Origin of the sequence: Paenibacillus sp. ACRRX, from assembly GCF_022346885.1 — a bacterium.
Taxonomy (GTDB): Bacteria; Bacillota; Bacilli; order Paenibacillales; family Paenibacillaceae; genus Paenibacillus_B.
Genome location: NZ_JAKRNK010000001.1, coordinates 82,724 through 103,607, shown reverse-complemented (window position 1 = coordinate 103,607; position 20,884 = coordinate 82,724). Strand labels below are relative to the sequence as shown.

Below are 20,884 nucleotides of genomic sequence, written 5' to 3'. Positions count from 1 at the left end.
ACCTCACCGTTATCTTCTGTGTACCTGCATCTGCTGCATGCGTAAATAATCCTGTGCTAGCGGTGTAATGATACTGTTCTGACCGATAACAATTTCATTCCGATTTTGAAGACGGCATTTTTTCACTTCCGCTTCCGTAATCACTTTACAAGATATTACTTCCGGAAGAAGAGGCTGTTCAGCATGCATCCTAGCAGCTTCAGTTGGGCTTGCTCCAGCTTGCAGGGGATGTACTGCTTGCTTGGCAGCTTGCATTCCTTCGACTTTTTGAACATCCTGCACTTCTATTGCCTGTCCATGTGCAAGAACAATCTGTTCCAAGTCTGCCTCACGGACGAAGCGAACACCATAGCTGGAGAGCTTGTCCACCCATCCGTCGTACAGCTTATATAAGAGAACCGGTGCGGTTGACTTGTATTTGCGGTACATCAGTCCTTCTTCCAAAGCCACTACTTGTTTGCCCTTTAGCAGCATCGTCAGCACGAAGCGTTCACGCGAACCTGCGCTAATGCCTTGAGCAAGATTGGATAGTAGTTGGAGACACAGCTGCGGAATGACAAGCAGATCACAGTCTCTCATCGACTCCTCGTAGTAACACAACTCGTCCATTGCATTCAAGTTCAAGCCAAGTTCCAGCGCAGGCATCGTCTCTTCGGACATAACGACGATGCGTCGCTTCTGCACTGAAGGTTCATCCGCTGGCACATGTGCCAATCGCTTTAGAACCTCCGCCGTCACTGCCTGGATAAGTGCCGCACGTTCTTGAGCTTCTATGTTCATCTTTTCACACTCCTAAACCTAGATGCTCTTCTTGACGATCTTGCCCTTCGTACCTTTCACAAAACCACAAGCATTCGCTTCGTCATAATCAATATGCATGTACGTCTCATAATTGGCGCTTACGCGTACCAGCACATCATCAAAAATGAGCGGTCGTTTGCCATACACTTTGACTTGGACAATCTCACCATTAGTCACATTATATTTTTCAGCATCTGCTGCCTTCACATGAATATGACGCTGAGCAGCAATTAAGCCTCGCTTCAGTCTAATCATGCTGCTGCCCGATGCTATTATGATTCCTGGCGTCCCTTCCAGCTTGCCGCTTTCACTTACTGGCACTTGCACGCCCAGCACAACGGCGTCTGTCTGTGAGACTTCTACCTGCGATTCCTTACGTTCGGGTCCAAGCACGACAACGTTATGCAGCGTACCTTTTGGACCGATCAGCGTCACACGCTCCTTGCAAGCATACTGCCCTGGCTGAGACAGATCGCGTGCCTTAGTTAGTTGATAACCTTCTCCAAACAAACCATCAATCGTCGCTCTGTCCAAATGAACATGCTTGCCTGAGGCTTCAATCTCAATGCAGCTTTCTTCCTGTACACGTTTGACTACTTCATTAATGATACTTGCTACCAGTTCATTATCCATCATTCTCACCTCATGAATTGTACTGTCCTACGCGAATACGAAACATAATAATCCAGAACAACGAAGACAGCCGATTCAACGTGCGGATAATATCCTCTCGCTCCGCGCTTCCGTGTTCCTGCTTAAAGGCCTGATAAGCCAGTAGCTCCGTCTCCCGCGTCATGGTGCGCAACGCATTTATGACAACAACCGCTTCGCCCATATCATAGCTGGGTTGAAAATGTTCCAATCCAAAATACTTCTTGGGAAAATGGGACTGCTCGCGCAGCTCCTTAGGGGTCATCCCAAGCAAGTGAAACTCTTCTATACTTTCGCTTAACACTTCACAACGTACGATTTTCCTTACAAATTGCAATATTTCTTCCAAGTCTTCAACCAATTTGGTCATATTTAACTTATGACAGCTGATTTGTGCCTCTAATAGTTTTGTTTCCAATGAATCAAGCTTGCCGCGGAATAAGATCCGAGGATGGTCTTTAAATACAAGCATGTTGCCGTATAAATGAGTCATGTGCTCTGGCTTTGTTTCCAAAAACCCGCCATACAACGTACGAAAACGCTTTTTTCCTTCTGTTGCCGGCTCAACGTCTAAATTTTTGGTGATTTGAAGCTTTACTTCTTTTGCTGGTTCCGTGACAGCAGCTTCAGTTGTGTTCTCGGGAACCCGCACATAACGAAGCTCAATCTGATGATCGGTTAAAAAGCTCTTTGCCGAAGGGGTCAGAATGGTTCCTGCCGCTGCCTCGTATACCGCAATCTCTTTCATATTTTGATTTCGAAAGTGCTTGCGCAGCTCGCTTTCCGTAATCACAGCCATGTTCTCACATCCTTTTACTCGCGGTCTTTTGAGCCGCTGGCGTTAGGGCCGCGACAGGTAGGGGAAGGATGCAGACTGCTCCACACCCTTCCACACTCCTGATCTATTTGGCTTGTCCGGAATTCGTCTTATTCAACGATTTTAGTCTTTGGCAAAATAGCGTCTACTTCCGAATGTGGTCTTGGAATCACATGTACGGACAGCAATTCGCCGACACGCTCTGCCGCTGCTGCTCCTGCATCTGTAGCTGCTTTAACCGCGCCTACATCCCCGCGAACCATTACCGTTACAAGACCTGCACCGATTTGTTCTTTGCCAATCAAAGTTACGTTTGCTGCTTTTACCATTGCATCTGCTGCTTCAATTGCACCAACCAGACCTTTTGTTTCAACCATTCCCAATGCGTTTGCGTTTGCCATTTTAAAATTCCTCCTAGGTATATGTTAAATTTAGTGAATAACCATAAAGTATGAAGCCCGTTTGAATTGTGCTGCTATCGCGAGCAATTTCCAATCATTCAACTTACATCTCCGCTAAAATACGTGTCACAATCATGCTGATCAACTGTTCTTTATCGTTGATGTTCAAGTTTGCCAGTTCAGGTTGCGCGGTCGGCTGTTTTTCTGTCAAATCTTCCAATTCTCTCAAACCGTATGCCATTCTGCGAATGTTAAGCAAATTCAGCGGGCTGATGTTGTCGGAAGTTGAGCTGCCGCCAACGGCACCGCAGCCCAGCGTTAGTGCCGGAGCAAGTGCTGTCGTTGCACCGATGCCGCCAAGTGCTCCAGCCGTGTTGACTAGCAATCGGGATACCGGCTTCTTCAAGGCGAACTGGCGCACGATATTTTCATTCTCTGAATGAATGATCATCGTATGACCAGCACCTTCGCCGTTCAAGATCTCGATGCAGCGTGCACACGCCGCTTCCCAGTTCTCTTCTGTATAGAAGGCCAGAATCGGTGCCAACTTCTCGCGTGAATACGGCACATTGTGCCCAACACGCGTTTCTTCAGCAATCAGCACACGCGTTCCAGCTGGAACTTGCAGGTTCGCCAGCTTGGCGATGTGATCTACGCTGCGACCGACGATTTGCGGATTCATCGTGCCGTTGGCCCGCATAATGAAGCGACCGAGCTGTGCAGCTTCTTCGGCAGAAAGGAAATAAGCTCCCTGCTTCTTGAACTCTGCTACAACCGCTTCTTTGCTGCACGCCTCAACAACAACGGATTGCTCTGACGCGCAGATCGTGCCATTGTCAAACGTCTTCGAATCGAGAATACGTTTGACCGCAAGCGGAATATTGGCGCTTTGCTCGATGAATGCCGGGCCATTGCCTGGGCCGACACCGATCGCTGGTGTACCGGATGAATAAGCGGCCTTAACCATCGCCGTTCCGCCTGTAGCCAGTATTAAAGCCACATCATTATGCTTCATCAGCTGGTCGGTTCCTTGAATCGTCGGAACCGTCATAACCGCAATGGCACCTTCCGGACAACCTGCCTGCAGGGCCGCTTCATTTATAATTCTCACAGTTTCCAGAATGCTCTTAAGCGCATTCGGATGCGGGGAGAATACAATACTGTTTCCAGCCTTGAGCGCGATCAGCGTTTTATAGATCACAGTAGAAGTCGGGTTGGTTGACGGGATCAAGCCAGCTACAACACCGACAGGCACTGCTACCTCCATGACCTTATGAGCTTTGTCATCCTTTAGAATACCAACTGTCTTCATATCCTTGATTGACTCATACACATGCTTGGAAGCAAATGCATTTTTGACAATCTTGTCCTGCCAGCGGCCAAAGCCCGTTTCCTCATTGGCCATCTTCGCCAGCTTCTCGCGATGCGTATAACCCGCATCTGCGATTGCTTTGACGATTGCGTCTATCTCTTCTTGTGTCATGACGGCCAGCTTAGCTTGCGCCTCTTTGGCTTGCTTGACCAGATTGCGGACTTCTTGAATGGATCTCAGGTCTTTATCCAATGTCTCCATCAATACTCCTTCTCTCTATCCATTTTTAAGAACTGACTTTGTTGTTACCTTTTGTTCGTTTAGCACTGTTCGTGCTGCTTGAACTTTTTGTGCTGTTCGAGTTTTTCGCACTGCTCATGTTAGCCGTGCTGGCGATACTGTTCGAGCTGACGGTACTGCTTGTCATACTGTGACTGCTCGCGCTGGCGGTACTCTTTGTCATGCTCTGGCTGCTAGTACTGTTGGTAATACTTTGACTACTAGCGCTATTGATACTGTTCGTTCCGCTGTTGCTATTGCTGATGCCTGTACTTTTATTGTTCATGCTGCTGCTCGCGGCTTTATTGCTCTTACCATTCTTTGTCTGCTTCACAGACTGTAGAGTAGCGGCCTGTACAGCAGCATTTACTGCTGGAGCCTGCTGAACGGACTTGCTGTCAGTCAGCCTATCGGGCTGGTTGACTACACACGTATCCGGCTTTGCCGCACCCGCAGCTTCACTCCCTGTTGCGGCTTCTATGCTGATCGAGGCAGAAGGTGCCTCCTCGCCTAGCGGTGCGGCTGCATGCGCCCCATCCGTTACTGCGGCTGCAATGGCACGTTCTGCTGCAACAGATGCTGCAGAACGCTCGGATTCAGCCTTTCCCCCGAGGATGACTCCCTCGGCGGCGTCCACCTCCGCTGAACCTTCATCAGCATCGGTTGGACTCACCATTTTAGCAGCGGTCTCTTCATGTAATCTTGCAATCACATGACGGGTGAGCAGCACATTTAATTGTGCCGCCGTCTCCGCTCCCGCTTCCACGGCAGCCTGCACAGCTCCCACATCACCGCTGAGCTTGACAGTTGCCAATCCGCCCTTAATGACCTCTACACCGATACAAGTAACACTTGCAGCCTTTAAGGCAGCGTCAGCAGCGGCAACGGCTCCCAGATAGCCTTTTACCTCTACCAGCCCTAGTGCGCTATTTCTCATCACCGGCTGCCTTAGTAACCTGTCGGATTGTCAGCGACGATTTGGACTGCATCTGCAAATGCATCACATGCAGCTTTGCAGGCGGACTGACTGCCCGTCAGCAGCGCACCGCCAAAGTTTGTTTCAGATGGCGGACCGAAAAAGGCTGCGATGGTCACATCGGCGGCTTTTAACGCCGCATCCAGCGCATACATTGCTTCTAGAGGCGGAGCGATCAAATAAGCGAGCGATTCCCCCTCTTGAATGTTGGCTGTCTGGGACAAATACGTTCCTGTACGGGAAACGCAGTGTGCGAAATACGTAATGCTGTTATCCTCATTGGCACTGACAAAGTGGGCGCCGCTCTCGATAAAATTCACAACCGCATTTAAGCCGCTGCGCACTTCCTCGGGACTTGGCCCAGCCATAATGCCGATCACTTCACCCGCAAGCTTGGTCGAAGCATTAGCAGAACCGGCATACATGCTTTTAGCGTATACCACATCTACTGCTGCTGCTTTGGTTGCTTCATCAAGTGCCGCATAAGTGACATCATCAATGTCAGCGGTGATGATTCCCAAGCTCTTATGATGCGGCTTCAACTCCAGTCGGCTTGCCAGGTCCTGACTGACGTTCGATATCATTTTCATGCCCAATACTGTTGCACGAATCTGTTCGTTTCTCATATGGAGCCTCCTTGCCATTTTCTATAATTTCAAGTCAATACCCGATGCTTTGCGATCGATCATCGTCTTAATTAATTCAGCAATATGGGCTCCCGCTTCCACAGCAGGCGTTCCACCTGAGTGAATGTTTGAGATCACGGTACGTCTTGCCTCTGGCATCCCAACAGTTGGCTTATAGGCGATGTATGCACTCATTGATTCTGCCGTAACCAGTCCCGGACGCTCACCAACCAGCAAGCAAATCACATCCGCCTCGGTAACATCCCCGATCACATCCATGGAAGGAACACGACAATGCTTCACAAACAAAATGTTGCCAACATCAAAGCCGTACATTTTGAGACCTTGCGTAATAGCTGGCACGATGTCGCGCAAATTAGCCTCAATTGCTGCCGAGCTCAAACCGTCTCCAACCATCAGCTGTACTTTAGCTTGCTTGGTCGTATGCTTCTTGATCTGTTCAACCGTCTCAGGGGAGAATTGGCGACCTAAGTCTGGCCGTGTAATATATTCATCCTTGTCCCGGCACATCGTCTCCACCGCAACCATGTTCATTTCCTTCACGAACGCTTCAGACACGTAGGAGAAAACGGCATCCTGTGCAGCAGCATGGTCAGCACGGAATCTCAACGACGTAATCGTCTTGTAACGTGGGCCTGCACGCCACACGCCAAGTCGAGCTGGTGTTTTTTCTTTCATTTTCATGTAGCCTTCACGATCTGCAGGTTCGGGAACGAGCAGCAGCTTGCGAAGGTCTATTTCCGTAATATCATCCAAACATTCATCGTTGTCTTCAGACAACGATTCGTGTCCTTGCGTCTGACCTACTTCATGGTTCGCTTTTCCTTGTTCTTGCGCTTCCACCGGCATGCTCGCCTGCATAAGTCCTGCCAATTCTGCTTCTGGCTTCAACGCTTGTGGAGCAGCTGTCGTAGCAGTCGCTGCTTGCTTCTCCCCTGGCGCGCCTCCTACCATTTCATTCAAAATCGATTCAATCATGGATTTCAGGTCTTTTTCGTTCATGTTAGCTACCTCCCTTCCTTATTTCAGAAATACAGACGCGTCGCCGGCTTTTTTAGTCATCTTTCCATTCTCGATGAAGCCCATTTTCTCCATCCATTGTTCAAACTCACGGATCGGGCGCAAACCAAGGAGTTCACGCAGAGTAGCGGTCTCATGATACCCAGTCGTCTGATAATTGAGCATGACATCATCGCCATGCGGAATACCCATAAAGAAGTTGCAGCCTGCCGTAGACAACAGGACCGCCAAATTCTCAAGATCGTTCTGGTCAGCCTTCATGTGGTTTGTATAACAAGCGTCACAGCCCATCGAAATGCCTGTCAGCTTACCCATAAAGTGATCTTCCAGTCCCGCGCGAATAACCTGCTTTGCATCGTACAAATACTCAGGACCGATAAAGCCAACTACCGTGTTTACGAGAAACGGATTATATTTCTTTGCAAAACCATAGCAGCGAGCTTCCATCGTCACTTGGTCGATGCCATGGTGCGCTTCCGATGACAGCTCCGAACCTTGTCCCGTCTCGAAGTACATTACGTTAGGTCCCGCAACCTGTCCTTGACGAAGTACCAGATCCTGCGCTTCTTCAATGGTTGCCGCATCAAAGCCAAACGCCGCGTTGCCTTTTTGCGAGCCGGCAATGGATTGGAAGATCAGACCTGTCGGCGCGCCGCGCTTGACGGCTTCCATCTGTGTCGTTACATGGGCCAACACGCACGTTTGCGTCGGAATCTCCCACTTCTGACGGAATTCCTCAAAGCGCTTCAGCACACGAGTTACGCTTTCTACAGAGTCGTCCACCGGATTAAGCCCCAGCACCGCGTCCCCGATGCCAAAGGTCAGTCCTTCCATCAACGAAGCCATAATCCCATCAGGATCATCGGTTGGATGATTCGGCTGCAAGCGTGCAGACAACGTACCTGCACGACCAATCGTCGTATTTGCGCTGGCTGTAATCCGGATTTTCTTTGCCCCATACATCAAATCGAGATTGGACATGATCTTGCAAACCGCAGCTACCATCTCTGCTGTCAACCCACGAGATACACGCTTGATGTCCGACTCTGTTGTATTTTCATTCAGAATCCATTCCCGCAGCTCTTCTACCGTCCAGTTCTGAATTTCACTATATATACGTTCATTTACCTGATCCTGAATAATACGAGTAACCTCATCCAGTTCATAAGGAACCGCAGGATTGTTGCGCAAATCCGACATTTTTATCTGGGACAGCACCACCTTGGCGGCTACTCGTTCTTCTGAGGAAGTCGCCCCAAGACCAGCTAGCATATCCCCCGATTTTTCTTCATTGGCTTTCGCCATTACTTCCATCAGTGTGTTAAATTGATACACACGGCCAAACAATTTCGTTTTCAAAATCATAAAAGCTCCTCCTTCCAAATCCAGCTCAATTTAATGAAACACTAGCGTCTTAATTACAACGGGCAACACTTTGCCCCCCGCAATCGGCTTGCCAATGTCAATGTAGTCACCATTGTCCACCTGAACGCTATCGATACAAACGACATCTTTTTTATAGTCAAGCAAAGCATACAGCGACTGCCCCAATACCTTCGCCATATCGTGGTGAACGATCACGATGAGCGGATATTCCCGCTCCAACAGCTCCGCCATGCCCTTATACAGTCCACGGGCATACTTCTGCACCTCTTCGAAGCTCGGGCTACTCTTCCCTTCGATCGCAATAGCAACCCGCTGCAGATCGTTGTTTAACTTGAACCAATTCAACTTATCGGCAATGGCCTGTGCCAGCACCTCATCGCTGCCAGATTCATCTGCCCCTGTCAGCTTCAGAATGGGAATGCTTTTGATCGGAAAGCTCTCTTCCGTGTAGGTAATCGTGCTTCCGCTAATCTCCGTTGTATGTGATCCGGCTCCCACGACGGTTGCCCTGATCGTTTCGGCTGAACGCGCTACTGTCATCCGCTGTGTTAATGGAGAGGCGGCAATCGCCCTGCCAAGCAAAATCCCAATGTCTCCATACTGGAACACATCGCCAGAGGCTTCTTGGTAAATGTAATCGGCAACCCCACCAGAGAAGGAAATACACGGTATTGTCCGCTCTAGCTTCAATCCTTTGTTCGTCACAATCGTGTCATAGAAGTCACTTGGCTGACGAAGCCCTACGCTTTCTTCCAGCAGCTTGACCATTTCTCCGATAATCGGCTCCAACTCCAGAGGAGTAACAACCATGCCCAATGCTAGATTGATCCCCCGGCGTTCTGCCAACTGCTTAATCTTCGGTGCAATATACGTAATGGCATGCGTCCTCTGATCCACCTTAATCAAGCGGCCTCCAATATCCAGGCAGCCCGTATCCAGCAGCTCTCCATCCGTAAACAGCGCCAGATTGCTGGTGCCTCCACCAATGTCGATGTTGACAATGGAGGTGTTATGATCTTTGGAGTAGGTATGTGCGCCTGCTCCTTTGGCAGCAATAATGCTTTCCAGATCTGGACCTGCGGTAGCAACCACAAAATCTCCCGCAAAACCGCTTAACGACAACAGCACTTCATTGGCGTTATCCTTACGTGCCGTCTCACCAGTAATGATGACAGCTCCTGTTTGAATCTCTTCCTTTTGAATACCAGCTTTTTGATACTGCTCTACCACAAACGTCTTGATTTGCTGCATATCGATCCGATTGTCTGCCAGCACGGGTGTGAAGCAAATATCACTGCGATATACTACTTCTTTCTCCGCAATCACTAAGCGCGGCACCGAAAAAGCAGAAGCCAGATTCTGAATATGCAGCTTTGACAGCACGAGTTGCGTCGTGGACGTTCCCATATCGATGCCTACACTTAGCAGCTGCTCGTTCACTACTCTCATCCCCCATCGTTTGTTTACACCAAAATGAACACAAAAAGGCTTAAAGTTATAACCACCCCAAATGTGGGACATGGTTTACTCTAAGCCTCGTTGCTTACAGGACTACACCCTTGTAGCCTGATGATTTATTTTTTAAATGTAAACGTAACTGCCGTACCGCTGCTGTTGGACACAATCCCAAGCTTGCCTTTCAGCTTTTCCTTCACGTAACTGCGTACAATCGATAAACCTAAGCTTTTATGCGAACCCTCATCAGCAGCAAATCCAATGCCGTCATCAGCAACCTCCACTGTGACTAAGCCGCCTTCTAAATGCGCACTTACCTTTATCGTTCCATCTGAACAGTCATCAAACGCATGTTCATAGCTATTATGAAGCAGTTCGCTCACAATAAGGGCAATTGCCACCGTACGATCACTGTCCAAGCAGATACTTTGTGCGGCCGATATTTGGATATCTACCGCTTGGCAGTCAACAAAGCAGCGTTGAATGTTCGCAGCTATAAGTCGTATTACATCAAGCAGGTCCACCTGTGCATCGATTTCGGTGGATAACAGTTCATGAGTCGCCGCGATCGCAAGGACTCGGCTGACGCTGTCATTTAAGCATTTTTTAGCTTCAGGACTCTCGCATTGACGCCCCTGTATTCGGAGCAGAGAAGCTACCGTCTGCAAATTATTTTTTACCCGATGATGAATTTCCCGAATGGCCACCGACTTGGATACAATTTCTGCTTCCTTGTCTTTGATCTCGGTCACATCATGCAGAATCACACCTACACAAAGATCTTGCTCTTCTATAAATAACCGTTTTACCTGATAGTAGCGGTCTGCGGCCTTTACATCTGTCGTCAACGGACAACTTGGAGCAACCGAATGCTGCCTCATTACCTCAGCAAACATGGTCTGATCGAGCGACAGATTGTCATAATGTAATCCTTGAATGTCCTCCAAATAACCAAGCTGCCGATAGTACACATCTGCTTTTATATTTTTCAGCTTCAAAAATCCATGCCTGTCGAATACGAGAACAGCATCCTCCAACTGATTGATGATCGAGTCCTTAAAGCGTAGCATCGCGGTCAGCATCGAGGACATCTCGCTATCTTCGTACGGTGTCCCCGTCACCTTGAAATGGGCTTGAATGTTGTCGCTAACATCCTTCTCGTAAATCACGACCGCAATGACACCCTCTTGGTTCTTAATCGGATATACGGTTTGTCTGACCAGATGATTCTCCTGCGTGTTGGCAACGAGCCCCTGAGACATAATGCCTGTCTCCAGCGTCCTTAGGACACCCGGTTCGTTTTCACGCAGTGCTTTTTCCCCCGTAACTGGATGCAAGTACAACGATTGCCCCTCTGTTGGACGGCGGTGATAGACTACGATAGCCTCGCTAGCCACACTAGACAACACATCGATAAATACATCGTCCTGCACCTCTGACATTTCAAAGGATTGCGCAATATTTACGATTCGTTCGATATCCGACTCTGTTAAGCCCGTATGACGATTACACAACTGTTCAATCTGTGCTTTGACATTAGTCATACGAAATGACGATTGTCGTTGCGATTTCGATCATAGGACACCGTCGGTCCATACTTAGTTTTCGCAGGGTCTGATAGGCTTCTTCTTCCGTACAGCCATTTTCCTTCATCAAGATTCCTTTAGCCTTTTCGACTGCTTTGCGCTCTTCCATTTTCTGCGTCAGCTTGGACAAATTCTGTTCAAGCTTGCGTATTTCCCTGCCTTTGGCAATCGTCACTTCAACCATAGGAATAAACGACTTCTCATCAAGCGGCTTCACCAGATAACCAAGCGCTCCGACAGCGGATGCCTTTTCGATTGTTTGTTTGTCGCTGAATGCGGTCAGCAGTACAATCCCGCCCGCCAGCTGTTCTGAAATGATTCGTTTACCCGCCTTTAGACCATCTAGAATGGGCATTTGCACATCCATGATCACCAAGTCGGGCAGATGCTTTTTACATAATTCGATAGCCTCAAAGCCATCGGAAGCTTCGCCTACAACATTGTAGCCCGCCTCTTCCAGCATCTCACGAATATCCATCCTTGTAATAGGTTCATCGTCGACTATTACAATTTTTCCATTCATGTGTCACGCACCTCGTTGTCTGCCGTATTTGCTTGTCCCTTGAACGCCCCTTAGGAGGATGTCATTACGCTTCCAAATAATGTTGAAGCGCCTCTACGCCTATGTCCTCTATCGTTGAGACCTCAAAAATCGCTTCTACACCCGCCGCCTGTAAATGTGCTCTCGCTTGTGCCACCTCATCACGGGATTGTGCCAGTTCTACTTTTGTCACAATTCCAATCACCGGCTTGGCAAAAACGGTAGCAAAAGCAGGCGGGAAATAACTTTCTTCCTTCGTGCAATCTTGCACAAGCCCAATCACGTCTGCATCGACACTAGAGACAAGCAGCATCTTGTACAAATAACGATTCTCGATGCACTCCCCCGGCGTATCGATCGCTTGCTCGAAGCTCTCGACAGCCTGTGTCTTCTTATAAGCAATTGCCTGACCGTGCAGCTTCTGGCACAGTGTTGTCTTACCTGAGCCTGTGCTTCCGGCAAAAATAATTTTCTTCATCGCAGCTTCTTCTCCTACGTTCTCGTAATCTTCGCAGCCGAGAAGCCAATAATATGTTGTAGTCCCAGCAGGACTTCACTTACTGCGGATTCGACGGATGATACATCCCCCGTGACAACCAGAGATCCGCTGAATCGGTCAACAAAGCCAATCTGAACGCCAGCCGCCTTCGTTGCAATATCAGCCGCAATAATAGAAGCCTCACTTGGCGTAATGGTCATAATGCCGATGGCATCCTTTGCCTCGCTTCCCAATCCGAGCTTCTTGTAAATGTCCGGATTCGGATTCGCGATAATATGAGCCAGCGTAACCTGTTTACCAGGCACATATTCTTGAATAACTCGTTGTTTCTCATTGTGTTGGTCCATACTCTCATCCCATCTCATGTCAGTGACACTTGAAATAGCTGTAAAAAAACATAAAGACCCCTTAAAAGTTCACACGGAAATTTTAAGAAGCCTCTTCGCTTTTATTTGTATGCAACACGCCGTTGTGTTACTTTTACTATATTTTAACCTGCAAGCGTTGTCAATATCATTACATCTGAAACTTCATTCCAATTTATGATTGATACATTTTGTTCAAAATTTCAACGACGTCTGCAGCAGTAGCTACACGTGGGTTAGTGGCCGTGCATCCGTCTTGCAATGCGCCTTCTGCAATGGCCCCGCGCATCTCTTCCAGCGCTGCTCGTTCCACGCCGCACTCTTGTAGTGTCTGCGGCATTTTTAATTGCTTCTGCAACTGCTTGATCGCTTGAATCAGACTGCGCACGCCGCTCTTGGCATGTGGTGCATTCAATCCCAATATGCTGGCGATTTCCGCGTATCTAACCGCTGCAGCGTTGCTCTCTTCTTTACCGTAACCCGGCTTGTAGTCTGCATTATAGGCAATGACATGCGGCAGCAGCAGCGCATTCATGCGTCCGTGCGCAATCTTGAATTTCGCTCCGGCCACATGTGCAATTCCATGGTTAAGCCCGAGCGACGTAATATTAAACGCCATCCCTGCCAGGCAAGAGGCATTGTGCATTTTCTCGCGTGCCTCTAGATCGTTGCCATCCTGATAAGCACGTGGCAAATAAGCCAATACGAGTTTGATCGCCTTTTCCGCCAATGCATCGGAAATATCGTTTGCTTTGGTAGACACATATGCTTCAATAGCATGTGTCAGTACATCCATGCCCGTATCAGCAGTGATGAAGTCTGGCACACTTTTGACCAGCTCTGGGTCCAATATTGCTTCTTGCGGCAGCATGTCATCGGAAACCAAAGGATATTTAATATTTTTCTCTTTGTCGCTGATGACGGAGAAGGATGTCACCTCTGAGCCTGTCCCGCTAGTTGTCGGAATGGCTACAAATGGCATGTCATGCTGATCCAGCAATTTGTGGGCGAACAGCTTCATTGCCTTAGCTGCATCTATAGCAGATCCACCACCAATTGCAATCATCAGGTCCGCTTGAAACGCGCCGAGCGCTTCCACACCTTCTGTCACAATCTCAACGGGAGGATCTGGAACAATGTTGCTGAAAATGTATTGTTCGTTGCTGTCATGCAGTCGTTCGAACAGCAGGTTAATCATCCCCGACTTCACCATAAATGGATCTGTGACTACGAAGATCCGTCTATTTCTCCACTCTGACAGGCGATCCAGTGCACCTTGCCCCAGATAGATGTCCGTTTTCATTGAAATTTTGTCCATGTAAGGCACCTCCATGAAATTATTGGAAACAAAAAAAGAGACTTTCAAAGGGATACGTTCCCTTCAAAAGCCTCTTTGCTTGTATTATCATGTGCACGCCATTGTGCAGCAATCATTAAATTGTCTATCTCAACTGTACACTGTAACACCGATATTCGTCAACCGAATCTCAACTGCTACGCAATAGCATATAGGTGATGTTGTATAAAAAAGGGCATGCACACCATTGTGCACCTTGTTCTTCTGCCTTGAAGAACCTCCCGCTTGACAAGCTATACTCCATTGTACAAGTTCGGCGGCGAGCACCTGGCCTTGCTAACATCAGTGTCAGCAGCCTGCTTACAACGTAAAAAAGCCTAGCGAGGCATCAATCGTCACTAGACTTGTAAACTAGTCACTTTCGCCTCGAAATGACTAGCCAGACAAAGTTACTAGGCAAACGACCTGACTTAAGACCGAATATTCGATCTATTACAGTGGCGGGACCGTGTTGGATTTGCACCAAACTTCCATTACCTATAACTTTTTCTATTGTACACGACGTGAATGGGCGTCCATTCGACATTATTATAGCACAATCCAACAGTTTGGCAATATGTAACGGCATAAAAGAGGTTATTAAAATTGCTGAATACAAACGGAGGCGATTAACATGTAAGCATCAGCCATCCAAACTGATTGCACTTCTCTGTAAACATGAATACACCAACTTGACCATTAATGATAACTTAAAGGAAAAAATTGGTATACTCAACAGAGAGATGAGTTCTGTTCCTTGATTACCCCAATTACTTCTATTTACATAAACATAACAGCCTTCCTAAGCTCAAATCAGTACCAACTTTGCTTCTCCAGTTCTGTCACCCTGTGTGATTGTCATATGAATAACTAGACAACCTTCTTCATTCTATGCCCGATGGGAAAGGAGATTTGATGTGGATGCCGCTGTGTTGATGCGTATTTGGCGTGGGGGCTGGGTAACATTTTTACTTGTCTCTGCTTTAGTTGGCAGTTATTTTATCCTTCCGCTTATCTACCCGTTTCTATTCGCTTGGCTTATTGCACTGATGCTGAACCCACTCGTCAACGGCATGACGGATAAGCTGCGCATTCCGCGTTGGCTTAGTGTAACAATTGCATTGACGGTATTTATTACTGGTATGCTTACTGTAGCAGCGGCTGTCGTGACGCGTATCGTCAAAGAGATCATTACGCTGTCCCAGACGATTCAACAATATTTGGATGTATGGCGGTCTATTTTTATAAATCTGGTGGACAATGAAGAGGTACAATCCTTTATACGAACGATTAATTCCTTATATGTGGACAATCCAAACATCCAAGATACGATTAACAGCAACATCAAAAAAACGACGGAAACCGTTACAGATACAATTACCTATTTGGTCAGTAGTTTCCTAAACGGTATCGTCCTCTTCTTATCCAGCCTGCCTAATATCGCGACTATTTCTGTTGTGGTCATATTAGCAGCCTTCTTTATTAGCAAGGATTGGAAGAGGTGGATCGTAATCGCTGCTGATCTCATACCCGAACGTGTCCGCAAGCCGATTCGTACTATTTGGTCCGATTTAAAAAAAGCATTGTTTGGTTACTTGCGTGCGCAATTTATTCTTATCACGATTACCGCTGTTGTTGTCATTACCGGATTGTTGATCATCCAAGTTGAGTATGCGGTTACGATCGGTCTTTTGATCGGCTTCGTTGATCTGCTGCCGTACCTTGGCGTCGGTGCTGTCATGGTGCCTTGGATTGCATATTGCTTCTTGACGGGGAGTTCGTCAACAGGGATTGGTCTCTCTATCCTGTACGGCATCGTCCTAGTTGCACGACAGATTATGGAACCCAAGGTACTTGCTTCTAGCGTGGGCCTTGATCCCCTAGCCACTCTCATCGCTATGTTTATGGGGTTAAAATTATTTGGTGTGCTCGGGATCATTATCGGCCCCGTTTCTCTGGTATTCATTTCCGCCATTTACCGTGCGAATGTGTTCCGCGATTTAAGAAATTATGTGATAACTGGCAGGCGATAGTCATCGTACCTGTTGTATGTGTAAGTTTTTATGACCTACAATGAGCTATTCTTAGCAATTGATCCTGCGTATGTGCAGCTGCTGCAAATGGCGCTACGAATTTCAGCGTTGCCTACATGAGCTGTTTTCTAAGGCGATTACGACAACCTCCCAACGCTTTTTACCTGTTTCATGCCTAAATGGGGACCAAAAAGAGGATTAGATTGTACGCAGTACAATCTAATCCTCTTTTCACTTCGAGCTGTAATAGCCATTTACACTTAGAAACGGCGAAATGTAATGATATCACCGTTTTTCATCTTCTTCTCAATCCATTTTAACAAGTAATGCCGATAGATGGGACGTGTTAACGGAAATACAAGCGTAAAGCCGATAATATCCGAAAAGAAGCCTGGCGTTATAAGCAATACGCCTCCTGCCAGTATACACAATCCGTCGATCATGACGCGGCCTGGCACTTGTCCTGCCTGCATCTGCTGCTGCGCATCCTTCAGCACCTGTCTGCCTTCGTAACGGGCGACTACAGCACCAATAACCCCAGTCAGCAGTATTAAGAGTAGTGTGTTCCAGCCTCCAACCCAACCGCTCATCAGGATAAATCCGTAAATTTCAAGCGCCGGTATAACGGTTAATACAACAAGCAACCATAACATGTCCATTCCACCTTTCCAAACCCGCCTTCGGCACAATTAATCAGACAGACTAGCTGCTTGTCGGCAAAGCTCTCAACTCCTGCAGCAGCTTCCATATGTCGGGCTGAGCGCGGTCAAATCTCGTCAGATGCCAGTCCTCGTTCACCCATGCATGTGTCGTGCCCCCTTGAACCAGCAGTTCCCCCGTTGGTTCACTGATCCAGCCGTTACCACTGAGTTCATCTGCGAGAGGCCGCTGCACACGGCAGACTACGGATTGGAATGACATCCGAATCGGACTGCAATCCTGCAGCCGTGTATATACAGCAACCTGATCATCATACACAGCAGGCTGCTTGTACGACACTTGCAGATCTGTAACTGGCAATAGCAGCCCTTCTGTCTCCAAAGCCTTATAATTAATACCTAATGATCTTATCCATTCTGTACGTCCGACTTCGAACCAGGTTACATAATTGCCATGAAAAACAACACGCATACTATCCGTTTCTTGATAACGCACTCGAAGTATATGCCCATACCACGGTGTTAATGCTGACGGACAAGCAGCAAATTTAGGCTCTGACACCCTAATTTCCCCTTTCCGAATACAACAAAAGCAATGGTATGAACCATTGCTTTGTGTCTATATATTAGCCTATTGGCTTCCTTGCGGAAAATGACTATTTGCAGCTTGTGCCGATCTGCGTTACTTTAACCAGGTTAGTGGAGCCTGCGCATCCAACTGGAACACCTGCCGTAATTACAACAAGATCACCTTCAGCTACAAGACCTGTATGCAGGCCGCCTTTAAGTGCTACATCAAACATTTCGTCTGTGTTAGTAGCTGGCTCGCCTTTAACAGGCACTACGCCCCAAGTCAATGCCATAGCGCGCATCACTTGCTCAGATGCTGTTACTGCAATAATTGGTGCTTTAGGGCGATACTTGGACACCATACGAGCTGTATAACCCGTTTGTGTAGATGTAATGATTGCTTTTGCGTCCAGGTCGAGTGCAGAGTTGGCTACAGCTTGGCTGATCGCGTCCGTTACCGTTACCTGTTGTTTCATGCTTTGTTTTGTCAAAATCTCACGGTATTCCAATGCGGATTCTGCTTTCTCAGCGATACGGGACATCGTCAATACAGATTCTACTGGATATTTACCAGCAGCTGTTTCGCCGGACAACATGATTGCGTCTGTGCCATCAAAAATTGCATTTGCCACGTCACTTGCTTCTGCGCGTGTTGGACGTGGATTGCGCTGCATGGAATCCAACATTTGTGTTGCTGTGACAACCGGCTTGCCTGCAAGATTACACTTCTGAATCATCAGCTTTTGAGCCAATGGTACATCTTCAGCTGGAATCTCAACACCAAGGTCACCGCGGGCAACCATCAGGCCGTCAGACACTTCCAAAATTTCATCCAAGTTGTCAACGCCTTCTTGGTTTTCAATTTTCGAAATGATTTGGATGCTGTCTCCGTTGTGCTCTTTAAGCAGTTTACGGATTTCCATCACATCACTTGCTTTACGAACGAATGAAGCCGCGATAAAATCAACGCCTTGCTCAATACCAAAACGGATATCGCTAGCATCTTTCTCCGTAATACCTGGCAAGGAAATGCTTACGCCAGGAACGTTAACGCCTTTTTTGCTCTTAATTGTACCACCGTTGACGATTTTGCACTTGATTTCAGTACCTTGTACGTCTACAACAGTCAATCCGATCAAACCATCGTCGATCAAGATTGTAGAACCGACTTCAACATCTTGCGGCAGCTCGTTATATGTAACCGAAATACGGTCTTTGTCCCCAAGAATCTCTTCAGTCGTTAATGTTACGAATTCGTCTTGAACGAGTTCAATCGGCTCTACAGCCAATTTACCTGTACGAATCTCAGGACCTTTAGTATCCAAGAGAATCGCTACTGTTTTGTTCAATTCTTTGGAAGCTTGACGGATATTCGTAATACGGTTGCCGTGCTCTTCAAAGTCGCCGTGTGAGAAGTTCAAACGTGCAACGTTCATGCCGGCCATAATCAATTGCTTTAACTTGTCCAAGGACTCGCTGGAAGGACCGATGGTACATACAATTCTAGTTTTGCGCATTCTGGGTTTCCTCCAATTATTAGGCTCTCTAGTATCTCTAAAACATCTACAATTCTTAATGGTTCTCAACTAATTAATTTACTATAACGTGCGGCATTTGTATATGAGGATCATCATATTATAAAGTTTTACCAATTTCATGCACGATTATATATGATTATTGTTAGCTGAGATCCACTGTTGCAAACTTGCCAATTTTGCGGAACTTGTTATAACGATCTTCACGCAGTTCGTCCGCAGACATCTCCATCAATTCGGACAAATGCTTGCAGAGCGCAGCCTTTACACTTTCGGCGGTATCCGCAATATTCTTATGTGCACCGCCTGGCGGCTCAGGGATAATTCCCTCAATGATTTCCATCTCCAGCAGGTCGTCACCTGTAATCTTCATCGCTTCGGCAGCTTGATCGGCCTTAGACGCATCCTTCCATAAAATAGAAGCCGCGCCATTCGGCGAAATAACCGAATAAATGGCATTCTCCAGCATAAGAACGCGGTTGCCTACGCCAAGCGCAAGTGCACCACCGCTGCCCCCCTCACCAATGACAACACACACGACAGGCACGCCAAGCATAGCCATATCCCGCAAGTTGCGGGCGATAGCCTCTGATTGGCCTCGTTCTTCGGCTGTATTGCCTGGGTATGCGCCCTTTGTATCAATAAATGTGATAATCGGACGCTTAAACTTGTCTGCTTGCTGCATAAGGCGAAGCGCCTTGCGGAAGCCCTCTGGATGAGGACTGCCAAAGAAGCGTGCAATGTTCTCCTTTGTATCTTTCCCGCGTTGATGCCCAATAACAGTTACCGCCAAGCCATTAAGACGGGCAAGTCCACCAACAATGGCAAGATCATCGCCATACAAGCGGTCACCGTGCAATTCAACAAAATCAGTAAAGATATGAGATATAAAATCAAGCGTCGTTGGACGCTGGTGATGGCGTGCGAGATGCATCTTCTGTGATGGAGAAATACTTGTATATATCTCCTCCGCTATCTTCTGATAACGTTCTTCGAGACGTGCGATCTCCTCAGAGAAATCAATATGCTTCTCTTCCCCGAATCGCTTCAACTCTTCAATCTTCTGCTTGAGCTCGACTAACGGCTGCTCGAATGAAAGTTCACCCTTCATGGGACATCTCTCCTTTCACCGTATGCAATTCGATAAGTTTCGTAAGCGATTGACGCAAATCTTTGCGTGCTATAACCATATCCAGTTGGCCGTGCTTCAAATTAAACTCGGCTGTCTGGAATTCATCAGAAAGCTTCTGACGAATGGTCTGTTCAATAACGATGCGGCCTGCAAAGCCAAATGCTGCCCCTGGCTCGGCCACAATAATATCACCCAGCATGGCAAAACTAGCGGACACACCGCCATACGTAGGGTCCGTAATAACAGAAATAAATAAACCGCCTTGATTCTGGAACTTAGCTATTGCCGCGCTTGTCTTTGCCATCTGCATTAAGCTGAGAATTCCTTCTTGCATACGCGCTCCGCCAGATGTGGAGAATATAAGAAGCGGATACTGTTTCAGCATCGCCATCTCGACTGCTCGTGTTACTTTTTCACCTACAACAGAACCCATGCTGCCGCTGAAAAAGTCAAAGCTCATGACAGCTACCACAACCGGAAAACCGCCAATTGTTCCTTCTCCCGTAACTACAGCTTCCGAGAGATCGGACTTGCTTTGCTGTTGTTCTAGTTTCTTCGTATAGCCAGGAAATTGCAGCGGGTCCTCGGGGGCAATGTCGATGTCGAATTCAAAGAAACGACCCTCGTCCAATGTCATTTGAATGCGCTCGTAAGCACTTAGACGCATATGATGCCCGCACTCGGAACATACTTTCAGGTTCTTTTCAAGCTCTTTATAATACTGAATATTGCCGCACTTGGGGCATTTGTTCATTATACCTTCAGGTATTTCACGCTTAGGTCGATTATCATCACGCACGGATGGAACCGTTGCATACTTTTTCTTTTTCTGAAACAAGTCTTTGAACACCCGTTACACCTCTTTGAGCGTGATAGTCTGCTT

Annotated in this window: 21 protein-coding genes and 1 riboswitch; of the genes, 1 reads left to right on the top strand and 20 read right to left on the bottom strand. The window is 47.4% G+C overall.

What is annotated here, in order from left to right:
- Positions 1–9 precede the first annotated feature (9 nt).
- The 15 genes from MH117_RS00440 to MH117_RS00370 all read right to left on the bottom strand — a co-directional run bounded on the left by MH117_RS00440 (position 10) and on the right by MH117_RS00370 (position 14,054).
- Positions 10–780 carry an ethanolamine utilization protein gene (locus MH117_RS00440; RefSeq protein WP_239326321.1) on the bottom strand — a complete coding sequence of 257 codons (771 nt, stop codon included), beginning with the start codon at positions 778–780 and terminating at the stop codon, positions 10–12.
- Between the two features lie 18 nt (positions 781–798).
- Positions 799–1,434: an ethanolamine utilization phosphate acetyltransferase EutD gene (gene eutD, locus MH117_RS00435; RefSeq protein WP_239326319.1), complete on the bottom strand. Its 636-nt coding sequence runs from the start codon at positions 1,432–1,434 to the stop codon at positions 799–801.
- Between the two features lie 10 nt (positions 1,435–1,444).
- Positions 1,445–2,251: a cobalamin adenosyltransferase gene (locus tag MH117_RS00430; protein ID WP_239326317.1), complete on the bottom strand. Its 807-nt coding sequence runs from the start codon at positions 2,249–2,251 to the stop codon at positions 1,445–1,447.
- Positions 2,252–2,379: 128 nt separating this feature from the next.
- Positions 2,380–2,670 carry a BMC domain-containing protein gene (locus MH117_RS00425; protein WP_021252529.1) on the bottom strand — a complete coding sequence of 97 codons (291 nt, stop codon included), beginning with the start codon at positions 2,668–2,670 and terminating at the stop codon, positions 2,380–2,382.
- Between the two features lie 103 nt (positions 2,671–2,773).
- Entirely contained in the window at positions 2,774–4,243 is a 1,470-nt protein-coding gene (locus MH117_RS00420; RefSeq protein WP_239326315.1) for an acetaldehyde dehydrogenase (acetylating), read from the bottom strand.
- Positions 4,244–4,268: 25 nt separating this feature from the next.
- Complete coding sequence (locus MH117_RS26760; RefSeq protein WP_239326313.1) at positions 4,269–5,198, bottom strand: BMC domain-containing protein; 930 nt, start codon at positions 5,196–5,198, stop codon at positions 4,269–4,271.
- A gap of 11 nt (positions 5,199–5,209) precedes the next feature.
- A complete protein-coding gene (gene eutL / locus MH117_RS00410) occupies positions 5,210–5,863 on the bottom strand; it encodes an ethanolamine utilization microcompartment protein EutL (RefSeq protein WP_239326311.1) in 654 nt (217 codons plus the stop codon).
- Positions 5,864–5,884: 21 nt separating this feature from the next.
- Entirely contained in the window at positions 5,885–6,886 is a 1,002-nt protein-coding gene (gene eutC, locus MH117_RS00405) for an ethanolamine ammonia-lyase subunit EutC (protein WP_239326309.1), read from the bottom strand.
- Positions 6,887–6,904: 18 nt separating this feature from the next.
- A complete protein-coding gene (locus MH117_RS00400; protein WP_239326307.1) occupies positions 6,905–8,269 on the bottom strand; it encodes an ethanolamine ammonia-lyase subunit EutB in 1,365 nt (454 codons plus the stop codon).
- A 30-nt stretch (positions 8,270–8,299) separates the two neighbouring features.
- Entirely contained in the window at positions 8,300–9,730 is a 1,431-nt protein-coding gene (gene eutA, locus MH117_RS00395) for an ethanolamine ammonia-lyase reactivating factor EutA (RefSeq protein ID WP_239327703.1), read from the bottom strand.
- A 134-nt stretch (positions 9,731–9,864) separates the two neighbouring features.
- On the bottom strand, positions 9,865–11,289 hold the full coding sequence (locus MH117_RS00390) for a sensor histidine kinase (RefSeq protein WP_239326305.1): 1,425 nt from the start codon (positions 11,287–11,289) through the stop codon (positions 9,865–9,867).
- Positions 11,282–11,854, bottom strand: a complete 573-nt coding sequence (locus MH117_RS00385; protein ID WP_239326303.1) for an ANTAR domain-containing response regulator — start codon at positions 11,852–11,854, stop codon at positions 11,282–11,284. The genes MH117_RS00390 and MH117_RS00385 overlap by 8 nt, the downstream gene beginning before the upstream one ends.
- A gap of 64 nt (positions 11,855–11,918) precedes the next feature.
- A complete protein-coding gene (locus tag MH117_RS00380; protein WP_239326301.1) occupies positions 11,919–12,350 on the bottom strand; it encodes a EutP/PduV family microcompartment system protein in 432 nt (143 codons plus the stop codon).
- A gap of 14 nt (positions 12,351–12,364) precedes the next feature.
- Entirely contained in the window at positions 12,365–12,718 is a 354-nt protein-coding gene (locus tag MH117_RS00375; protein WP_239326299.1) for a BMC domain-containing protein, read from the bottom strand.
- A gap of 193 nt (positions 12,719–12,911) precedes the next feature.
- The gene (locus MH117_RS00370; RefSeq protein ID WP_239326297.1) at positions 12,912–14,054 is read right to left on the bottom strand and encodes a 1-propanol dehydrogenase PduQ; all 1,143 of its coding nucleotides are present in this window, start codon (positions 14,052–14,054) and stop codon (positions 12,912–12,914) included.
- A gap of 385 nt (positions 14,055–14,439) precedes the next feature.
- Positions 14,440–14,591, bottom strand: a riboswitch (adenosylcobalamin (AdoCbl) riboswitch).
- Positions 14,592–14,989: 398 nt separating this feature from the next.
- Here MH117_RS00370 and ytvI point away from each other — a divergent pair.
- Positions 14,990–16,105 carry a sporulation integral membrane protein YtvI gene (gene ytvI, locus MH117_RS00365; RefSeq protein ID WP_239326295.1) on the top strand — a complete coding sequence of 372 codons (1,116 nt, stop codon included), beginning with the start codon at positions 14,990–14,992 and terminating at the stop codon, positions 16,103–16,105.
- A gap of 260 nt (positions 16,106–16,365) precedes the next feature.
- Here ytvI and MH117_RS00360 read toward each other — a convergent pair whose 3' ends face one another.
- The 5 genes from MH117_RS00360 to accD form a co-directional block, all read right to left on the bottom strand.
- Complete coding sequence (locus MH117_RS00360) at positions 16,366–16,758, bottom strand: FxsA family protein (protein WP_481857209.1); 393 nt, start codon at positions 16,756–16,758, stop codon at positions 16,366–16,368.
- A 49-nt stretch (positions 16,759–16,807) separates the two neighbouring features.
- Positions 16,808–17,326, bottom strand: coding sequence for an acyl-CoA thioesterase (locus MH117_RS00355; protein ID WP_239326291.1), 519 nt, complete (start codon positions 17,324–17,326; stop codon positions 16,808–16,810).
- Between the two features lie 94 nt (positions 17,327–17,420).
- Positions 17,421–18,851 (bottom strand): pyruvate kinase, encoded by a 1,431-nt coding sequence (pyk, locus tag MH117_RS00350; RefSeq protein ID WP_239326289.1) that lies wholly within the window; start codon positions 18,849–18,851, stop codon positions 17,421–17,423.
- 163 nt (positions 18,852–19,014) lie between these two features.
- On the bottom strand, positions 19,015–19,980 hold the full coding sequence (locus MH117_RS00345; protein WP_239326287.1) for an acetyl-CoA carboxylase carboxyltransferase subunit alpha: 966 nt from the start codon (positions 19,978–19,980) through the stop codon (positions 19,015–19,017).
- On the bottom strand, positions 19,970–20,851 hold the full coding sequence (gene accD, locus MH117_RS00340) for an acetyl-CoA carboxylase, carboxyltransferase subunit beta (RefSeq protein WP_239326285.1): 882 nt from the start codon (positions 20,849–20,851) through the stop codon (positions 19,970–19,972). Before accD ends, MH117_RS00345 begins: the two co-directional genes overlap by 11 nt.
- Positions 20,852–20,884: the final 33 nt, after the last annotated feature.